Source organism: Kocuria carniphila, assembly GCF_004136555.1.
GTDB classification, from domain to species: domain Bacteria; phylum Actinomycetota; class Actinomycetes; order Actinomycetales; family Micrococcaceae; genus Kocuria; species Kocuria carniphila.
In genome coordinates, this window is the sequence record NZ_NOIT01000003.1 from 115077 (window position 1) to 132633 (window position 17557).

The following is a 17557-nucleotide window of genomic DNA, read 5'->3' on the forward strand; positions in this document are numbered from 1 at the left end:
TCCGCTGCCAATTCTGGGGGAGAAACTACAGCACTGATTGGGGAGGGGCTTTCTCATGGAATTGTCTCGTCGCTTGTTCTTCAAATCCACCGCGGCCGGTGGTTTGGCGCTCTACGTGTATGGCGCCAACGGTATGCCGGAAGCTGTGGGCGCGGAGATTCCGGGAGGCAGCCTGCCCGCTACGAACATCCGGCAATTCGTGAACCGGTTGACGGTTCCGCAGATCCTGCCTCGTAAGGGCACCCGGTCCACTCCGTACGGAACGGCCGATTACTACGAGATCTCGATGAAACAAACGACACAGCAGATGCTTCCGACCGGAATGCCCAAGACCACCGTGTGGGCCTATGGGCCGACAGGTGGTTCCGATTCCGCTTTCACGTCACCTGGTCTGAGTATCTCGGCGCTGCAGAACCGGCCCGTACAGATCAAGTGGACCAACGAACTGGTCGATCGCTACGGCCGTTACCTGCCGCATCTCTTTGCCGTGGACCGCTCGCTGCACTGGGCCAACGTGCCGCAGGAGCCCGGTCACGAGGGACTCGTCAGCACGGACATCAAGCCCACGCTCGAGGGCCGCCGTTATGTCACGCCGGACAAGTACACGGACCCGGAAACCCAGTACACGGACTACACCGGGCCGGTCCCGATCGTGACCCACTTGCACGGTGCGTTGGCGGTCAAGGACCACTCCGACGGCTATTCGGAGGCCTGGTACCTTCCCCGTGCCAATAACATTCCCGTTGGCCACGCAAAGTACGGCCGGTGGTGGGACTTCCTGAAGGAAAAGCACCGCCGCGAAACCGGCGTGGACTGGGGCGAGGGACACCAGACGGTGACCTACCCCAACACCAACCGCGCCACCAGCCTGTGGTTCCACGACCACGCGCTGGGCCTCACCCGTCTCACCGTCTACGCGGGTGCTGCAAGCTTCTACCTGATGCGCGGTCTGGAGTACGAGGTGCTGGATTCCCGCACCGGACGCACCGCCCGCGCACCAGCCGGCCCCAGCAACGTGTACGGACAGAACTCGCCGAACCCCGGTGCGGACCTCGCCCTGGCCATTCAGGACCGTTCGTTCAACAACGACGGCTCCCTGTTCTACCCGTCTTCCAGGTCGTTCTTCGACGGCTACCAGGGACCCTTCTACCCGGAGGAGCCGGGCATCCCGCCCAACTGGGTGCCCGAGTTCTTCGGTAACACCATGGTGGTCAACGGCCAGACGTGGCCCTACCAACGTGTGGAGCGGCGTCGTTATCGCATGCGATTCCTGAACGCGTGTGGTTCGCGCACCCTGTACCTGGATTTCCGGGGCATCCCGGGCGTGGAGGTGTGGCAGGTCGCCAACGACGGCGGTTACCTGGACGAGAAGGTCAACATCATGCAGCTCGAGGGCTGGCGCCGTGGCCGCGTGATTCTGGCCCCGGCCGAGCGCAACGAGCTGCTCGTTGACTTCACCAACGTGCGCACCGGTCGTTACACGCTGCGCAACGTGGGGCCCGATGCGTTCTTCCCGGGCGGTCGCCCCGCGGAGAACGGTGAGGAACCGCGGGTCAAGCTGTACCCGTTCGAAGAGCGCGACGTGGTGTTCCCGCCGGCGGATCCGAACACCACCGGCAAGGTCATGGCCTTCGATGTGGTTCCGTACTGGGGTATCGACACGTCTACGCCGGGACGTTATCTGAGGATGAAACCTCAGCCCAAGCTCCCCGCGCCCGTGCGTACGCGGCGCCTGGCCACGACCATGAGCTTCCACAACGTCAACGAGGATCCCGCGCCGTACGCCTCGCACACCATGCTGGGGGTGCTGCACGGTGAACCCGGCGGCAAAATGCACATCCAGGACACCATGTGGAGTGATCCCGTCACGGAGAACCCGCAGCCCGGTGACGTGGAGGATTGGGAGATCTACAACCTGGTCCAGGACGCCCCGGTACCCCACCCCATCCACATTCATGAGACCGCTTTCGAGATCCTCGAGCGCCGCATGATTTGGTACAACTGGGACACCGGCGTCATGGAAATGGGACCCGAGACCCCGCTGCTGCCGGGTGAAACCGGTCGCAAGGACACCGTGTTCGTCTACCCGGGCGAAATGATCCGGCTGCGCATGCGCTTCACCACCCCGGGCCAGTACATGTGGCACTGTCACCTGCTGGAGCACGAGGACAACGAGATGATGCGCCCGTTCCGAGTCGGCCCCGAGCAGCCCGGCCAGCCCGGGGACCTGCCGAGTCACGACATGCCCCACGCTCACTGAGTTCGGCCTTCACGACGACGCCGCCCGGCCACCTCGCGCTCCCTCGCGCGGGTGGGCCGGGCGGTTTCGTTGCCGGTGGTGACCGCGGTTGAGCCTGAGTGCACTCTGATGAACGCTACGACCCGCCTTTTTGGGCCACCGTAATCTGATAGACGTTGCGACCAAGATCTTCGATCTTTTCGGCATTATCGTCGATCAGGTTGCAGCCCACAGCCACGGATGGCTTTACCGTGCAGCGTTCTGCTCGTAGTCGGTGAACGCTGCCAGAAGTTCCTTCCAGATCCGCTCGGCGACCTCAGGGTCCAGGCCTGCATCGAGTGCCTGTTCGCGGCGTGCGCGCAGAATTGACTCCACGCGTTCAGGGTCGTGGGCGTCTTGAATGCCCTGGCCGGCTTTCACTTCACCGGCACGAGTCACGAAGGACTGCCGCTCGGCGAGAAGTGAGATCAGCTGCGCGTCGATGTTGTCGATCGCGGCGCGGACCTGTTCGATGTTGTGAGGCATTTGAGCGTCCATAAAGCCACACTAACGGCTCTCCCACGTGCTCGAACAGGACTGCTTCAAGCGGAATTGGCTCCAGTTAACTGGGGAACCGCTACGCTCCTTTGCGTGAACACTCCCTCGGCCGATCTGCCCACCCAACTGATCGTGAAGCTCATCAGCATGGGCAACGAACGGGACGCCCAAGCCAAGGCGAAGTACCTCCAGGCAGTGCCCGGCGGTTACGGCGAAGGCGACCAGTTCGTAGGAGTCCGAGTTCCCGCCATCCGATCACTGGCCAGGGAGGCTAGGAAGCAAGCCACCTTGGACGACGCCGCTGTCCTCCTCGATCATGAGATTCACGAGGTGCGCCTGCTGGGCGCCGTCCTGCTCGTTGAGCTGTTCAAGCCCACGCGGGCCGACAAGAACGCCGTCATCCAACTGCTTCTGGCCAAGGCTGATCGCCTCAACAACTGGGATCTCGTGGACACAGTGGTTCCGTACACGTTGGGTCCCTGGCTACTCGCGCAGCCGGCAGACAAGGCGACTGCGATTCTCGACGGCTTAGCAGACTCTCTCGTTCTCTGGCGGCGTCGCATGGCCATGGTCTCCACGCTCGGCCAGATCCGCCTGGGCCACCACGACCAGGCCCTCAGATTGGCGGCCAAGCTCCAGACCGACCCGCACCACCTCATGCACAAAGCGGTCGGGTGGATGCTGCGCGAAGTGGGCAACAAGAACCGTGTCCTCCTCGACGCGTTCCTCGATGAGCACGCTGCCACTTTGCCTCGCACCGCCCTTCGCTACGCGTTGGAAAAGCACGACGACGGCGCCCGCGCCCGCTACCTAGCCATGGCCCAGGAAGGGTGACGAGCGGCGTCGTCGACATGCGGGACCGCTACTTCCCGACCCGCGAGGCCAACGCGGTGACCGCGGCCTTGACGCCGGTGGATAGCGTGGGCTCCATGACCGGCGCGAAGAACGGCGAGTGGTTCACGGGAACGGGACCGTCGCCCTCCATGACCTCAGCGGGGTGACCGCCGAACATCCAGAACACGGAGGGCACGTCGATGGCCTCGGCCAGCGCACCGAAGTCCTCCGAGCCCATCATCGGCTCCACCTCGACCACGTTGTCCTCACCGAGCTCGCGCTTGAACTCGTCCATCACCGCAGCGGTGGCCTCGGGATTGTTGTAATTACGAGGAAATTGCGACAGCACCTCGATGGTCGGCTCGGGAGCACCGGATGCCGCTGCCTCCGCGGAAATGATGCGGCGCAAGGACGCCAGCACCTTCTCGCGAATCGCCGGATCGAACGTGCGCACGTTCAGTGTGAACTCCGCGGACCCCGGGATGATGTTCTCCTTCAACCCGCCGTGGAACGTGGCGATCGTGACCACGGCAGCTCGCCGCGGATCGATCTCGCGCGAGACCACGGTCTGGATGCGAGTGATCATGTGCGCGCCCAACACGATGGGATCGGTGGAATCCTGCGGCTGCGACGCGTGCGCACCCTGCCCGTGAATCGTGATCTTCCACGAATCCGCCAGAGCCATGGCATCGCCCACCGAGTAGTTGATGGTCCCGGCCAGCGAGGGCATCACGTGCTGACCGTAAACCACCTCGGGTTTGGGCGCCTTATCCCACAGCCCGTCCTCGAGCATCGCCTTGGCGCCGGCCGCGGTTTCCTCACCCGGCTGGAAGATCCACACGATGGTCCCGGACCACGCGTCCGTGGCGCCAGCGAAGATCTCCGCGGCCGCGAGCGCCGCGGACATGTGCGTATCGTGCCCGCACGCGTGCATCACCGGCACCTCGGTGCCGTCGTCAAGCTGGCCCGTTGCCGTGCTCGCGTACTCCACGCCGGTGTCCTCGGCCAGGGGCAGGGCGTCCGTGTCCGCGCGGAAGGCGACCACGGGCCCCTCCCCGTTCTTCAGCACGCCGACGACGCCGCTCCCACCACAGCGGAAATTCTCGATTCCCAGCGCGGTCAAGCGCCCCTCGATCAACTCCGCGGTGCGGTGTTCCTGCATGGACAGCTCCGGGGCAGCGTGAAGTTCGCGGTAGAGCTCATGCATACGGTTCCGGAGGTCATCGGTGAGTTCGAGTGACTGAGCGGTCATGGAAGTCGCTTCCTAACGGTTACGGGTATCGGCAAGCTGGGCGTCTTCGGAGTCATCCAGGAGGCGCGCGGAGCGGTCCCTCAGGAACCATGCCAACACGGCGGTGGCGATCACGGCAATGGCCGTGCTGAAGAACGCCAGCGACGGAATGGCCGGAACCAGAAGGAACACGACCGAGGCCGACACCACGATGGCAATGATCGTGGCGCGCAGCTGCTTGAGCGAGACGATGGCCTGGACGACCACGGCACCCAGCACGGAGGCCAAGATGTAGGTCTGTACCACCTTGGTGACGTCCTCCGGGATCACGCTCACGAGCCACGTACCCATGAAGCCAACAAAGATCAGCAGCGAGAACAAGTGCACCATGGCCGCACCGCTGATGGCCATAACCGCGGCCAACTCGCCCCGGCGGGTACCCGGCTTGGCGTTCACCGCAGACTGCGCGATCAGCGCGGAGGGCAGCAACTTGTTGGAGATGTTGCCGATCATGAAGGCCTGGTACATCGAGGCCTGCCCGAGGATCGGATAATAGGTCAGCGGTTCCACGATCCAGATCACCGCGAACGTTCCGGCAATCGCCAGGAAGGCGGTGAGGATCTTGGTCTGGTCCACTTCCAGGCCGCTGAAGAACACCAGGTACGCCGGGCCCGCGAGCGAAATCAGCAGGCCCACGATCATCGTGAGGCGACCCCAGCGGGCGGTGGTGCGGTCGAAAGTCTGGAGAGCGGCGTCGTGGCCGGTCACTGTAGTCATGAGTTAGTCCTTTGAGATCTCAGAAACCGGTTCAGGCCGCGAACAGCCCGGAGGAGACAGCCACGTAGGTGAGCACCAGGGCCGTGAGGATGGCGATGCCCAGGGCCCATTCGCGTAGCCACTTGAGATTGAGCTGCTTGGCCAGGAACAGGCACGCGCCCATCACGGCCGCCGACGAGAAGAACGCGACCACGTGATAGCCGGACTTGGGCAGCTCGGCGAATCCGAGGGCGAAGAACGCGGCAAGCATGGCAGCACCGGGAACCACGATCATCACGGCCGGGTTCACGCGGCGCAGCTTGGCGTCACCGCGCTTGAGGATGGGCGTGAAAATCAAGGTGGCGAGCATCCACATGGCACCGCCCAGGCTCATGGCCATGAACGCGACGGCGAACACGCTCTGCGTGTAGGTGGGCCCACCCAGCTCGGCCTCCATGGTGCCGGCGGCGATACTCGCGGCGGCCGTTTCGTAGGAGACGGAGCCGATCAGACCGATGCGAACCAGCACGGCGGGCGTGCCGAACACGGTGAGCAGCGCAACGGCCACGAGCACCACGGCCAGCGACGGGCCGATGGCGGATACTGCGCCGGTGCGGAACGATGTCTTGAGTTCGTCGGAGGTCATACCCACGGCGGGTGCGGCTTGCCGGACCGCGCGGACGTAAATCAGGGTCTGAACGATGATGACCGCAAAGACACCCAGGGCGCAGATCCACAAGATGGGGGTGTTGGCTGCGGCCAGAATGTCCGTTGAACCGCTGTCGAAAGCAGTGGGGATGTGCATGGGGACTCCGAAGATCGGGCAAGTTGAACGCCCCCATCAGAACACAAGGCGTGACCCCTGTCACGAAAAATCTCACATTTCGTTCTACGGGCCACGCCTTGGGTGGAGTTTTTTACATGATTGCGGTGTTTTGCGTGATCAATCCTTCACGGGCCGGTCCCCGCCCGAATCCGCACGATAGGCGCTCGAGCCGGCGCCAGCGGCGTCGTCGTTGATCGTGTCGACCTTGGGTGCGTCCTCAGTGTGCGCATCCGCGTGCTTGTCGGAACCCTCGTGGCCGTTCGCGTGGCCGTGACCCTTCTTACCGAAGGGCAACAGGTGCATGATCACCACGATGATGGCGCCCCAGATGAGGCCCAGCAGGAGCGAGAAGAACGTCTCGATCAGCCACGCCAGCGCGCCGCCGATGCCTGCGACGTGATGGGCCGGCTCCGCCAGGTGGTGAACCCACTCGTAGGGGGCGGTGAGGCCCAGCTCGTCCATGCCCACCAGGATGATGTGGCCACCCACCCACAGCATGGCGAAAACGCCCACAATGGAAATCACCTTGAGCACGATGGGCATGGCCTTGACCAGCGCCATGCCGAATTTCTGCGCGCCTTCGGATTCGCGCTTGGCCATGGACAGGCCGATGTCGTCCATTTTCACGATCAGCGCGACAAAGCCGTACACGGCCACGGTGATGCCGATGGCCACGACGATCAAGATGACGGCGCGCGCCCAGATGCTTTCGGCGGCGACCTCGTTGAGGGCGATCACCATGATCTCCGCGCTGAGGATGAAGTCCGTACGGATCGCGCCGGACGTCACCTTCTTCTCGGCTTCAGGTCCGCGTTCCGACGCCGGCTCCTCCGGAGCGTGGTCCTTCTTGGAGAAGTGCTCGTAAACCTTTTCCGCACCTTCGAAGCACAGGTACGTGCCGCCGAGCATCAGCAGGGGCGTGAGCAGGAACGGCGCGAACTGGCTCAACAGCAGCAATGCCGGAAGGATGAAGAGTAGTTTGTTGCGCAGCGAACCCTTGGTGATCGTCCAGATGATCGGGAGTTCCCGCTTGGGATCCACGCCGTGCACGTAGCGCGGGGTCACCGCAGCATCGTCCACGACGACGCCCGCGGCCTTCGCGCTCGCGCGACCGGCCGCCGCAGCGACGTCGTCAACGCTGGCCGCCGACAACTTCACGAGAGCGGCAATGTCATCCAGTAATGCGGCCAACCCAACAGCCATGACCGTTCCTCAATTCGGTGGGAAGCAATGTGTCTGGAGTAAGGGTAAGGCCAGATCAGCCCGCCCGCTTGCCCAACACCGCCACCAAGAACTCGCTGTCTTCACTGAACGGGCGCAGGTCCCAGGTCGACAACCGAAGCTGCGGCTCGAGACCGGCCGCGGCGGCGTCGTCGAAGAATTCCTGGAATGGATAGCCGCGGCCCGCGCCGAAGCCGATCACCGCGCGACCGTCCTCAGCAAGGTGGGATGCGAAGCGTCGCAGCACCTCGACCCGCGTGCTCGGCGCGAGGAACGTCATCACGTTGCCCGCGCAGAGGATCGCGTCCAGGGGTTCGGCAATACCGTGTGCCGGAAGGTCCATTTCCGCGAGGTCGGAAACCACGTAGTCGGGGCCGGGGTAGTCCTCGCGCGCGGCCTCGATCAGGGCCGGGTCCACGTCCACGCCGACGACGCCGTGCCCCACCGCATGCAGGTAACCGGCGTTGCGTCCGGGGCCGCAACCGGCGTCCAGAACCCGGGAGCTGCGGCCCACCATGGCGTCGATCAACCGAGCCTCGCCCACGATGTCGTCACCGGCGGCGGCCAGCTGCCGGAACCGCTCGATGTACCACTGTGAGTGCCCGGGGTTGGCCTCGACCTGTTTCATCCACTGACTCTGTTCAACCACACGGCCAGCGTACCGAGCGCGAGGGTCCGCTGATGCATCGCCTAATTGATGGACCGGCCGCCATTTAACACGCACGAAACACAACGGTGCTTTTTCTGACTCATGGGTCTAACAACATGGTCATCGAACCGAGCGGTAGGTGGAGCTCACAACGTGAGCTCGCCGCGCTCGACCCTTAAACCACGGATGAACCACGGAGCCACCATGCACCTGCTACCGCGCGAGCACGAGAAACTCATGATCGTCGTGGCCGCGGACCTCGCCAGACGCCGCCAAGCGCGCGGTCTCAAACTGAACCACCCCGAGGCCGTGGCGATCATCAGCTACGAGCTGCTCGAGGGCGCCCGTGACGGCCGCACGGTGGCGGACCTCATGAGCTGGGGCACCACCATCCTGACCCGCGAAGACGTCATGGAGGGCATCCCGGAGATGATCCACGACGTCCAAGTGGAGGCGACCTTCCCGGACGGCACCAAGCTCGTGACCGTCCACGACCCCATCCGATAAGGACTCCCCGTGATCCCCGGCGAATACCTGCTCTCCGACGAACCCATCCTGTGCAATCCGGACCGCCCCACCGTGGAACTGGAGGTTACCAACATCGGTGACCGCCCGGTTCAGGTGGGGTCGCACTTCCACTTCTACGAGGCCAATGCGGCGCTGGACTTCGACCGCGAGGCCGCTCGCGGTTTCCACTTGGACATCCCCTCCGGCACCGCCGTGCGCTTCGAACCCGGCGACCAGAAAACCGTGCGCCTGGTGACCATGGCGGGCGCACGCGCCGTCCACGGTTTCCGCAACGCAGTCAACGGCCCCCTCGACTAGGCAAGGATCCCCATGAGTTTCGAGATGTCCCGGCAGCAGTACGCCGGGTTGTACGGCCCCACCACCGGGGATGCCATCCGCCTGGCTGACACCGAGTTGTTCCTGGAGATCGAGGCGGATCACACGGTCCGCGGCGACGAAACGATCTTCGGTGGCGGCAAGGTCATGCGCGAGGGTATGGGTCTGAACGGCCAGGCCACGCGCGACGGCGCTCCCGGTGATCTACCCGTGGCCGACACCGTGATCACCAACGCGATCGTGCTCGATTACACCGGTATCTACAAGGCGGACATCGGCCTGCGGGATGGCAGGATCATAGCCATCGGCAAGGCCGGGAACTCCAACATCATGGACGGGGTGGACTTCACGATCGGCCCCGCCACGGAAGCCATTTCCGGCGAGGGGAAGATCCTCACCGCGGGCGGGATCGATTCGCACATCCACTTCATCAGTCCGGAGCAATTCGGCACCGCGCTGAATTCCGGGATCACCACCATGATCGGCGGCGGCACAGGCCCGGCGGAAGGCACCAAGGCCACGACCGTCACACCGGGCGCGTGGCACCTGGCCAACATGCTGCGAGCAGTGGAGAACTTCCCCATGAACGTGGGCTTCCTGGGGAAGGGGCACGCGAGCGCCGTCGAACCCCTGGCCGAACAGATCGAGGCCGGGGCGATCGGACTGAAGGTGCACGAGGACTGGGGTTCCACGCCGGCGGCGATCGATAACTCGCTGCGCGTGGCGGACGAATACGACGTTCAGGTGGCCATCCACACGGACACGCTCAACGAGGCCGGGTTCGTGGAGGACACCATCAATGCCATTGCCGGGCGCGTGATTCACACGTACCACACGGAGGGCGCGGGCGGCGGGCATGCCCCGGACATCATCAAGATCGCGGGCATGCCCAACGTGTTGCCGGCGTCCACCAATCCCACGCTGCCGTTCACGCGCAACACCGAGGAAGAGCACCTGGACATGCTCATGGTGTGCCACCACCTCAATCCAGATATCCCGGAGGACGTAGCTTTCGCGGATTCTCGGATCCGCCCGGAGACCATTGCCGCGGAGGACGTCCTGCAGGACATGGGCGTTTTTTCCATCACGAGCTCTGACTCACAGGCCATGGGTCGGGTGGGCGAGGTGGTGCTACGGACGTGGCAGGTCGCGGACAAGATGAAGAAGCAGCGCGGCAAGCTCCCCGGTGACAGCGAGCGCGGGGACAACGCTCGGCTCAAGCGCTACATCGCCAAGTACACGATCAACCCGGCGCTCACCCACGGGATTTCAGGGCACGTGGGCAGCGTGGAAGTCGGCAAGCTGGCGGATCTGGTGTTGTGGGATCCCGCGTTCTTCGGGGTGAAACCAGCCCTGATTCTTAAGGGCGGGCAGATCGCCAGCTCGGTCATGGGTGATCCGAACGCCTCGATCCCCACGCCGCAGCCGCAGTTGATGCGCAACGCCTTTGGCACGTTGGGCTCGGCGGTGTATTCCTCGTCGATCACGTTCATGTCCCAGGCCGCCGTGGACGCTGGGGTGCCCGATCAGTTGGGGCTGCGAAAAATGGTGGAACCCGTGCACGGGATCCGATCCCTGCGGAAAGCGGACCTCCCCTTCAACGGTGAAACCCCGCAGCTCGAGGTGGACCCGGAAACCTACGAGGTACGCGTGGACGGCCAGACCATCACCTGTGAGCCCTCGGACGAGTTACCCATGGCGCAGCGTTATTTCCTCTTCTAGCCCCCGCTTTCCGGCTCGATTTTTCGGGCCATTCCCCGACAACTTTTGAAAGGAACCACCCATGATCGTTGAACAGGTGATCGGCAACGTGGCCGATCTGCCGCCCGCCGAACGCGAGAGTCTCCACGTAGAGAAAGTGGTCCTGCCCAGCGCCGACCTGGTCAAGCGCATCCAGCGGGTCACCACGGATCACGGCCGCACCCTTGGCTTGCGCTTGAATTCCCCGCACGGCCGGGACGGCGATCTGAAGGACGGGGACATCCTGCTCCGGGATGAATCCGGCGTGGTCGCGGTGTCCGTGGAAGCCACAGACGTGCTGGTCATCGCGCCGCGCTCCATCACCGAAATGGGCGTGACCGCGCATGCGCTGGGCAACCGCCACTTGCAGGCCCAGTTCTTCGATGCCTCCTCCGAGTACGGCGCTCAGGTCATGGTCGTCCAGTTCGATCACACCGTGGCCGACTACCTGGACGCCCAGCAGGTCCCCTATCAGCGCCAGGACCGCGTGATGCCCGTTCCGTTCCGGCACGCCGAGCACACGCACTAGGACTTTTCATGCTCAGTTCGACGACGCCGCACGAGCCCTTACTCACGCTCCTCCAGTTGTGCGATTCCGCCCTCCCCACGGGCGCGTTCGCGCACACCTTTGGCATGGAGACGTATCTGCAGCGCGGCACCGTGCACGACGAGGCCACGTTCCAGGAGTGGCTCGCGCAGTTCGTGGATCACCAGTTGGTCTACGCGGACGGGCTGGCCGTGCGATTGACGGCGGAGGCGTGCGCTGCGCCTGGCACTGGCACTGGCACTGGCACTGGCACTGGCACTGGCACTGGCGAGGATGCTCAAAGTGGCATCGACTTTCTGATCGAACTGGACGACCTCATGTACGCCCAGGCCCTGCCCTCACAGGTCAGGCAGGCCGGACTGACCATGGGTAAGCGGCTGCTCGACATCGGCCGGCTGTCCCTGCCCGGTCCCTGCCTGGAGAAATACGCCGCACTGGTCGACGCCGGACCATGCCACGGTCACCAGGCCATTGCATTCGGGCTGATTGGCACGGACCACGGCGTTCCCGCTACGTCACTGGTGAGCGCCTATTTGTTCTCCACGGTCACTGCATTGATGCAGAACGCAGTGCGCGGAATCCCCATCGGCCAGAACGCAGGGCAGCGGGTCCTGGGGGTCATGCGTAGTCATGTCACCCGAGCGGAGGCCCGGATTGCCCAGCTCACGCTCGACGATCTGGGGGCCGTCTCCCCCGGACTGGAGATCGCCCAGATGCAGCACGAGACCCAGCGAGCCCGCATGTTCATGAGCTGATCACCGACTCACCACCCACCCAGCACTTCGCAGACCCATCGCAAGGAGATTTTCACCATGAACGCCATCAAAGTCGGCATCGGCGGACCCGTCGGAGCGGGTAAGACTCAGCTGATCGAACGCCTGACCCGTGCCCTGAGCGATGAGATGTCCTTGGCCGCGATCACCAACGACATCTACACGATCGAGGACGCCAAGATCCTCTCGCAGAACAGCGTGCTGCCCCTGGACCGCATCATCGGTCTGGAAACCGGCGGCTGCCCACACACCGCTATCCGCGAAGACACCTCCATGAACCAGGCGGCCATCGACAAGCTGGAGGCCGAGCACCCTGACCTGGACGTGATTTTCGTGGAGTCCGGCGGCGACAACCTCTCCGCCACGTTCAGCCCCGAGCTGGTGGATTTCTCCATCTACATCATCGACGTGGCCCAGGGTGAAAAGATCCCCCGCAAGGCCGGCCAGGGCATGATCAAGTCCGACCTGTTCATCATCAACAAGACGGACCTGGCACCCCACGTGGGCGCGGATCTGTCCGTCATGGAGTCGGATTCCAAAGACTTCCGCGGTGACAAGGCCTTCTGCTTCACCAACCTCAAGACCGACGAAGGTCTGGAGCATGTCATCCAGTGGCTGCGTCACGACGTACTCATGCTGGATTTGGCATGAGTTCCCCGATCCTCACGGGTGCTCTGAACGCACCGTCCACGGGCCACAACGAACCTGCGAGCCTGGCGCGAGCGGCGTCGTCGTCCGTGGAAAATGGCACCTGGCGTGGCGAACTGGACTTGACCGTGGCCCCGCGCGCCGGGCGATCCGTGGCCGTGCGGCAGTTCCACCGGGGCTCGCTGCGGGTGCTGCGGCCGCACTATCTGGACGCGTCCGGGCAGGTCACGTACGCGGTGGTCAATCCCGGCGGCGGGTACCTGGACGGCGACCGCTACCGCACGAACCTCGCGCTCGAGCCGGGCGCGGACCTGCTGCTGACCACGCAATCGGCGACCAAGGTTTATCGCTCGCCGCGCGACCACACGCTGCAGGAAACGGACGTGCGGCTCGGTGCCGACAGCCGGCTCGAATACCTGCCGGACCAGCTGATCGCCTATCGGGATGCGCGCTACGACCAGGTCACGCGCGTGGCCATGGAGCCGTCGGCGAGCCTCGTGCTCGCGGACCTGGTCACGCCCGGCTGGTCCCCCACCGGCGAACCGTTCCGCTACGACCGCGTGCGGCTGCGCACCCGCGTGAGCATGGCGGGGCGGCCCGTGGTGGTCGACAACTTGCTGCTGGAGCCCGGCGCTCACGGGCTCGACGGTCTCGGATTCTTTGAGGGCTACACGCACGTCGGCTCGCTTCTGGTGATCGATCCCCGCGCCGACGACGCCGCTCTGGCCGACGTCCGCGCCCTGCTCGCCGAGCGCTCCGGCCACGTTAGAGCCGGTGCCACTGCAACGCCCGTGCCCGGCATGGCCGTGCGTGTCCTGGGCCGTTCCACGCCCGAGGTCTCCGAGGCCATCGAGGCCGTGGTCAATCTGCTGCGTGAGCGTTGGTTCGGGCAGGGCGCCGTCGATCTTCGCAAGTACTGAACAGGAGAATTCCGTGTCTGCACTCTCGACTCTGAACCCCGCTGTGGGCCGCCCATCGGTGGACGATTGGCCGTTCCGCACGCGTGTGCTGTGCACTCTGGGTGCCGTGGCCGTTCTGCACCTGGTCGCGCTGGGGCTGTGGGGGTTGGGAAGCCTGGGCGGCTCGGTGCCCCTGGCCATCGGCCTGGTCATCACGTGCTATCTGACCGGGGTGAAGCACAGCTACGACTGGGACCACATTGCCGCGATCGACAACTCCACGCGGCGCTTCGTCGGTCAGGGGAAGCGCCCCGCGAGCGTGGGCCTGGCCTTCAGCATGGGACACAGTTCCGTGGTGATTCTGGCCGGAATTCTGGTGGTGCTCGGCGCGACGTTCGTGTCCTCGTTCATCTCCGAAGGGACCGCGGCGAACACGACTCTGGGGATCATTGGCGGAACGGTGTCCGGGGTGTTCCTGCTGCTGATCGGCCTGTACAACGCGGGTGCGTGCGCCCACAGTTGGAGGCTGCGGCGGCGCGTACGCGACGGCTACGCGGTGGGTGAGGAGGATCTGCACGCTCAGGGCCTGGTCTCGCGGGTGATGGCCAAACCGCTGGCCCGGGTGCAGCGGCCGCGCAACATCTTCACGCTGGGGTTCTTGTTCGGACTCGGTTTCGATACCGCCAGCACCATTTCACTCTTAGTCCTGACAGTCTCCGCGTCCGTGGCGGGAGTGTCCGGGTGGACGCTGTTGTCGCTGCCGTTCTTCTTCGCCGCGGGCATGTGCCTGTGCGACTCGCTCAACGGGCTGGCGGTGCTGCGCATGTACCGGTCGGCCTGGCGGGATCCAGCCCGCAAGCTGGGCTTCAACACCGCCATCACGGGACTCTCTGCGGCCGCCGCGCTGTTCATCTCGGTCATCACACTGGGCGGGGTGCTCAACACTGCGTTCGGGCTGAGCGACCCGGTCACCTCGTGGCTCGCGGACATCGACTTGGGCGACGCCGGACTGCTGCTGGTTGCCTCGCTGCTAGCTGTTTGGGGTGGGTTCGTCCTGGTGCGGAAGGCACGGAGCGGCGCAAACTCAGATGTAGGCTCGGAGCAGCCGATTCACCCGTAGAAAGTGCCCCATGCTAATCCTCACCGCCGCGCTGATCGCTGTCCTGGTGGGCAGTATCCTGCAACGGGTCTCAGGTATGGGCGTGGGGTTGGTCGTAGCTCCGGTGTTGTCCCTGCTGATGGGCCCGGCCACTGGCGTGCTGGTGACCAACGCGGCCACGGTGTGTTCGGGGTTCATGATCACGTTGTCCGTGCGGCGGATGGTCGAATGGAAGCACGCGGCCATCCTGATCGCTGCGGCCCTGCCCGGAGTCATCCTCGGGGCGCTCGTGGTCAGTTGGGTCTCTGCAGAGTGGCTTCAGATCGGAGTGGGCGCAGTGGTTCTGCTGGCCCTGGCCATCACCAAGTTCTCCCGGAGCACCGGTGACGTGCAACAGCGCAAAGCCGTGGTACCGGCCGGCCTGATCGGTGGATTCTTCAACTCTACGGCGGGCGTCGCCGCTCCGGCAATGGTCGTGTACTCACGCATCACCAATTGGGATCAGCTGCGATTCGCCGCCACCATGCAACCCGTGTTCATGTCCCTGGGCGCATTGTCCGTGGGTTCCAAACTGATCGCGGGGGTGCCGTTTGTGCTCCCGGTCCCGGTGTTTGTGGCCTTCGGCTCCCTCATTGCCACGATCTTCGTGGGCATCACCGTTGGCACGTGGCTTTCACGTCGCTTGGACAAGGCCGCGGCCTCCAAACTGGCGATGACGCTGGCGGCGGTGGGCGGCGTCGTCGTCATGGTGCGAGGCGCGTTGGCTCTGATTCTGGCGTGAGGATTTAGGGTTCCCTATTACCGAATCCGAGACGGAAATCAGTAATAGGGAACCACGAATCACCCCGCTACCGACGGGCGGGCAACTCCCGCACCTCATGGCGCTTGCCGTACGCCATGATGCCCAGGCAGACGACGGCGATAACCGCGCCGGAGAGGAACAGCCACGGGTAGGTGGTGACCTCGGAGATCACGGCGAGGACCATGGGCACGAAGAAACCGATGTAGGTCAGTGAGTAGAAGACGGCGGTGAGCCCGGCCAGGTCGTCCACGCGCGCGATGCGCTGAACCTCTTGCAGACCGGAGACCAGTACCAGGCCATAGCCGCAGCCCAGGATTGCCGCGGAAATCAGCACGACCGGCAGCGACAAAGTGGCCGATGCTAAGACGGCGCTGAGCATGCCGATGACCACGGCAATCATGCCGACCACGAGGGAGCGGATGGAGCCGTCTCGGTCCAGACGCTTGCCCAGCGGTTGGATGAAGAAACCGAAAGTCAGGCAGACCAAGCACAACAGGCCCGAGAACGCGATCCCGTAGTCCGGCCCGACCACCTCCGCCATGAGTGCTGGGAGGATCGCATAGCCGGAGGCCGCGCAGCCGAAGACCCATGGCGCGGACGGTGCAACCACGAACCAGAAGCGATGCTGTTTGGCCGCGGGGATCTTCAAATCGGACCACAAGGAACCGATGTGGCGACCGGTCTCACGCGTCTCCGGCGCACCGGCCACAAGGAACACCGTGGGGATGCAGATCAGAATATTGATCAGGTAAGGCAGGACCGTTTGCAGAGGAGCGAACTGGGCAAGGGTGGCGGCCACCGCGGCGCCCAGGGCAAAGCCGGCGGTCAGGGACAGGGACGCTCGGCGTGCACCGGACACCTTTTCAGGGTGAGATTCGTACGGGCGCCCGGAGAGTTCCTTGACCCACGATGTGCCCACGGCCATTCCCAATCCGAGAGCCACGCCGGACAGAACCCGGCCGATGAACAACAGGGTGAGGCTGCCCGATCCCAGCGCCAACAGGCCGCTGCCCAGCATGGCGATGATGGGCGCGGGAATCATCAGTGCCCGGCGGCCGTGTCTGTCCGACAGCGGCCCGCCGATCAGCAGCGCCGGAACGATGCCCAGCACGTATGCCGCCAAAAGCATATCCACGGCGACCTGTTCGAAACCCTCCACATGGCGATACATGACCAGTAGCGGTGTGAATTCATTGCCACCCCAGGCGACCGCGAACAATCCGGCGGCCACCCGCTTCCAGGGTTTGATCCTCATTCGACGATTCCTTCGTAGACGTGGCGCAGGTGATCGGACAGCAACGCTCGCACTTGCTCCGCATCACCGTTTTCAACGGCGCGAACGATGTCACGGTGCTGATCCAGAATCTCGGAGGCTTTTTCATCCACGGTGCGAACGGCCGTGGCGATCAGCCGCATCTGCCGGTCACGCAGCCCCGAGTAGAAGGAGCTGAGCAGTGAGTTCTCAGCGGCCTCGATGATGGCCGTATGGAAGGCGGCGTCCAGCTCAGTGAACCGCTCCGTGCCAACTGCCTGAGATTGCTGCTCGAGTAGCTCATTCAGGGTGGCGGGCAACGCAGGGTCCCGCAGCGCCGCGGCCACGCATCCGCATTCGACGACCCGGCGGGCTTCGATCACTTCGCGCGCCTCGGACGGACCCACCGGAACGACCAGGGCACCCCGCTTGGGGTAGAGCCGCATGAGGCCCTCGGCCTGCAACCGCAGGAACGCCTCGCGCACGGGAGTGCGAGAGACCCCGAGTTCCTCCGCCACCGTTCCTTCGGACAGAAGTTCGCCATCCAGTTCTCCGGACAAGATGCGCGCCTTCGCGTGCGCATACGCGCATTCCGCTGCGTTGGTTGGCACAGTTCTCCCCGGTCATCGGCGCTTAGATACAAGATGCATGCTAAGCGTGG

Annotated in this window: 19 protein-coding genes; 11 read left to right on the forward strand and 8 right to left on the reverse strand. The window is 64.4% G+C overall.

Going from position 1 to position 17557, the window contains the following annotated elements; genetic code table 11:
• Nucleotides 1–55: 55 nt before the first annotated feature.
• Nucleotides 56–2260 (forward strand): multicopper oxidase family protein, encoded by a 2205-nt coding sequence (locus EWV37_RS03035; protein ID WP_129699718.1) that lies wholly within the window; start codon nt 56–58, stop codon nt 2258–2260.
• Between the two features lie 225 nt (nt 2261–2485).
• Here the strand turns inward: EWV37_RS03035 and EWV37_RS03040 are convergent, their stop codons facing one another.
• The gene (locus tag EWV37_RS03040; RefSeq protein ID WP_095798631.1) at nt 2486–2764 is read right to left on the reverse strand and encodes a chorismate mutase; all 279 of its coding nucleotides are present in this window, start codon (nt 2762–2764) and stop codon (nt 2486–2488) included.
• A 105-nt stretch (nt 2765–2869) separates the two neighbouring features.
• Here EWV37_RS03040 and EWV37_RS03045 point away from each other — a divergent pair, with 105 nt between their 5' ends.
• A complete protein-coding gene (locus EWV37_RS03045; RefSeq protein WP_129699719.1) occupies nt 2870–3610 on the forward strand; it encodes a DNA alkylation repair protein in 741 nt (246 codons plus the stop codon).
• Between the two features lie 28 nt (nt 3611–3638).
• On the opposite strand, the gene EWV37_RS03050 is transcribed toward EWV37_RS03045, so the two are convergent.
• The 5 genes from EWV37_RS03050 to EWV37_RS03070 form a co-directional block, all read right to left on the reverse strand.
• A complete protein-coding gene (locus EWV37_RS03050) occupies nt 3639–4862 on the reverse strand; it encodes an amidohydrolase (RefSeq protein WP_129699720.1) in 1224 nt (407 codons plus the stop codon).
• Between the two features lie 12 nt (nt 4863–4874).
• Nucleotides 4875–5618 (reverse strand): hypothetical protein, encoded by a 744-nt coding sequence (locus EWV37_RS03055; protein ID WP_129699721.1) that lies wholly within the window; start codon nt 5616–5618, stop codon nt 4875–4877.
• 31 nt (nt 5619–5649) lie between these two features.
• Complete coding sequence (locus EWV37_RS03060; RefSeq protein WP_129699722.1) at nt 5650–6402, reverse strand: DUF5058 family protein; 753 nt, start codon at nt 6400–6402, stop codon at nt 5650–5652.
• Nucleotides 6403–6540: 138 nt separating this feature from the next.
• The gene (locus EWV37_RS03065) at nt 6541–7626 is read right to left on the reverse strand and encodes a DUF808 domain-containing protein (RefSeq protein ID WP_129699723.1); all 1086 of its coding nucleotides are present in this window, start codon (nt 7624–7626) and stop codon (nt 6541–6543) included.
• Nucleotides 7627–7681: 55 nt separating this feature from the next.
• A complete protein-coding gene (locus EWV37_RS03070; protein WP_202976173.1) occupies nt 7682–8272 on the reverse strand; it encodes a class I SAM-dependent methyltransferase in 591 nt (196 codons plus the stop codon).
• A 225-nt stretch (nt 8273–8497) separates the two neighbouring features.
• Here EWV37_RS03070 and EWV37_RS03075 point away from each other — a divergent pair, with 225 nt between their 5' ends.
• The 9 genes from EWV37_RS03075 to EWV37_RS03115 all read left to right on the forward strand — a co-directional run bounded on the left by EWV37_RS03075 (nt 8498) and on the right by EWV37_RS03115 (nt 15623).
• Nucleotides 8498–8800 (forward strand): urease subunit gamma, encoded by a 303-nt coding sequence (locus EWV37_RS03075; RefSeq protein WP_031272590.1) that lies wholly within the window; start codon nt 8498–8500, stop codon nt 8798–8800.
• 9 nt (nt 8801–8809) lie between these two features.
• On the forward strand, nt 8810–9118 hold the full coding sequence (locus EWV37_RS03080; protein WP_129699724.1) for an urease subunit beta: 309 nt from the start codon (nt 8810–8812) through the stop codon (nt 9116–9118).
• Between the two features lie 12 nt (nt 9119–9130).
• Nucleotides 9131–10858, forward strand: coding sequence for an urease subunit alpha (gene ureC / locus EWV37_RS03085; RefSeq protein WP_129699725.1), 1728 nt, complete (start codon nt 9131–9133; stop codon nt 10856–10858).
• A 61-nt stretch (nt 10859–10919) separates the two neighbouring features.
• Nucleotides 10920–11405 carry an urease accessory protein UreE gene (gene ureE, locus EWV37_RS03090; protein WP_095798622.1) on the forward strand — a complete coding sequence of 162 codons (486 nt, stop codon included), beginning with the start codon at nt 10920–10922 and terminating at the stop codon, nt 11403–11405.
• Nucleotides 11406–11413: 8 nt separating this feature from the next.
• Nucleotides 11414–12178, forward strand: coding sequence for an urease accessory protein UreF (locus tag EWV37_RS03095; protein ID WP_165189199.1), 765 nt, complete (start codon nt 11414–11416; stop codon nt 12176–12178).
• 57 nt (nt 12179–12235) lie between these two features.
• Nucleotides 12236–12847, forward strand: coding sequence for an urease accessory protein UreG (gene ureG, locus EWV37_RS03100; RefSeq protein ID WP_016996236.1), 612 nt, complete (start codon nt 12236–12238; stop codon nt 12845–12847).
• Nucleotides 12844–13764, forward strand: a complete 921-nt coding sequence (locus EWV37_RS03105) for an urease accessory protein UreD (RefSeq protein WP_238663031.1) — start codon at nt 12844–12846, stop codon at nt 13762–13764. The genes ureG and EWV37_RS03105 overlap by 4 nt, the downstream gene beginning before the upstream one ends.
• Nucleotides 13765–13777: 13 nt before the next feature.
• On the forward strand, nt 13778–14863 hold the full coding sequence (locus EWV37_RS03110) for a HoxN/HupN/NixA family nickel/cobalt transporter (RefSeq protein WP_375545514.1): 1086 nt from the start codon (nt 13778–13780) through the stop codon (nt 14861–14863).
• Between the two features lie 10 nt (nt 14864–14873).
• On the forward strand, nt 14874–15623 hold the full coding sequence (locus tag EWV37_RS03115; RefSeq protein WP_095798621.1) for a sulfite exporter TauE/SafE family protein: 750 nt from the start codon (nt 14874–14876) through the stop codon (nt 15621–15623).
• Nucleotides 15624–15690: 67 nt separating this feature from the next.
• Here the strand turns inward: EWV37_RS03115 and EWV37_RS03120 are convergent, their stop codons facing one another.
• Nucleotides 15691–16899, reverse strand: a complete 1209-nt coding sequence (locus EWV37_RS03120; protein ID WP_095798620.1) for an MFS transporter — start codon at nt 16897–16899, stop codon at nt 15691–15693.
• On the reverse strand, nt 16896–17507 hold the full coding sequence (locus EWV37_RS03125; protein WP_095798619.1) for a GntR family transcriptional regulator: 612 nt from the start codon (nt 17505–17507) through the stop codon (nt 16896–16898). The genes EWV37_RS03120 and EWV37_RS03125 overlap by 4 nt, the downstream gene beginning before the upstream one ends.
• Nucleotides 17508–17557 lie beyond the last annotated feature (50 nt).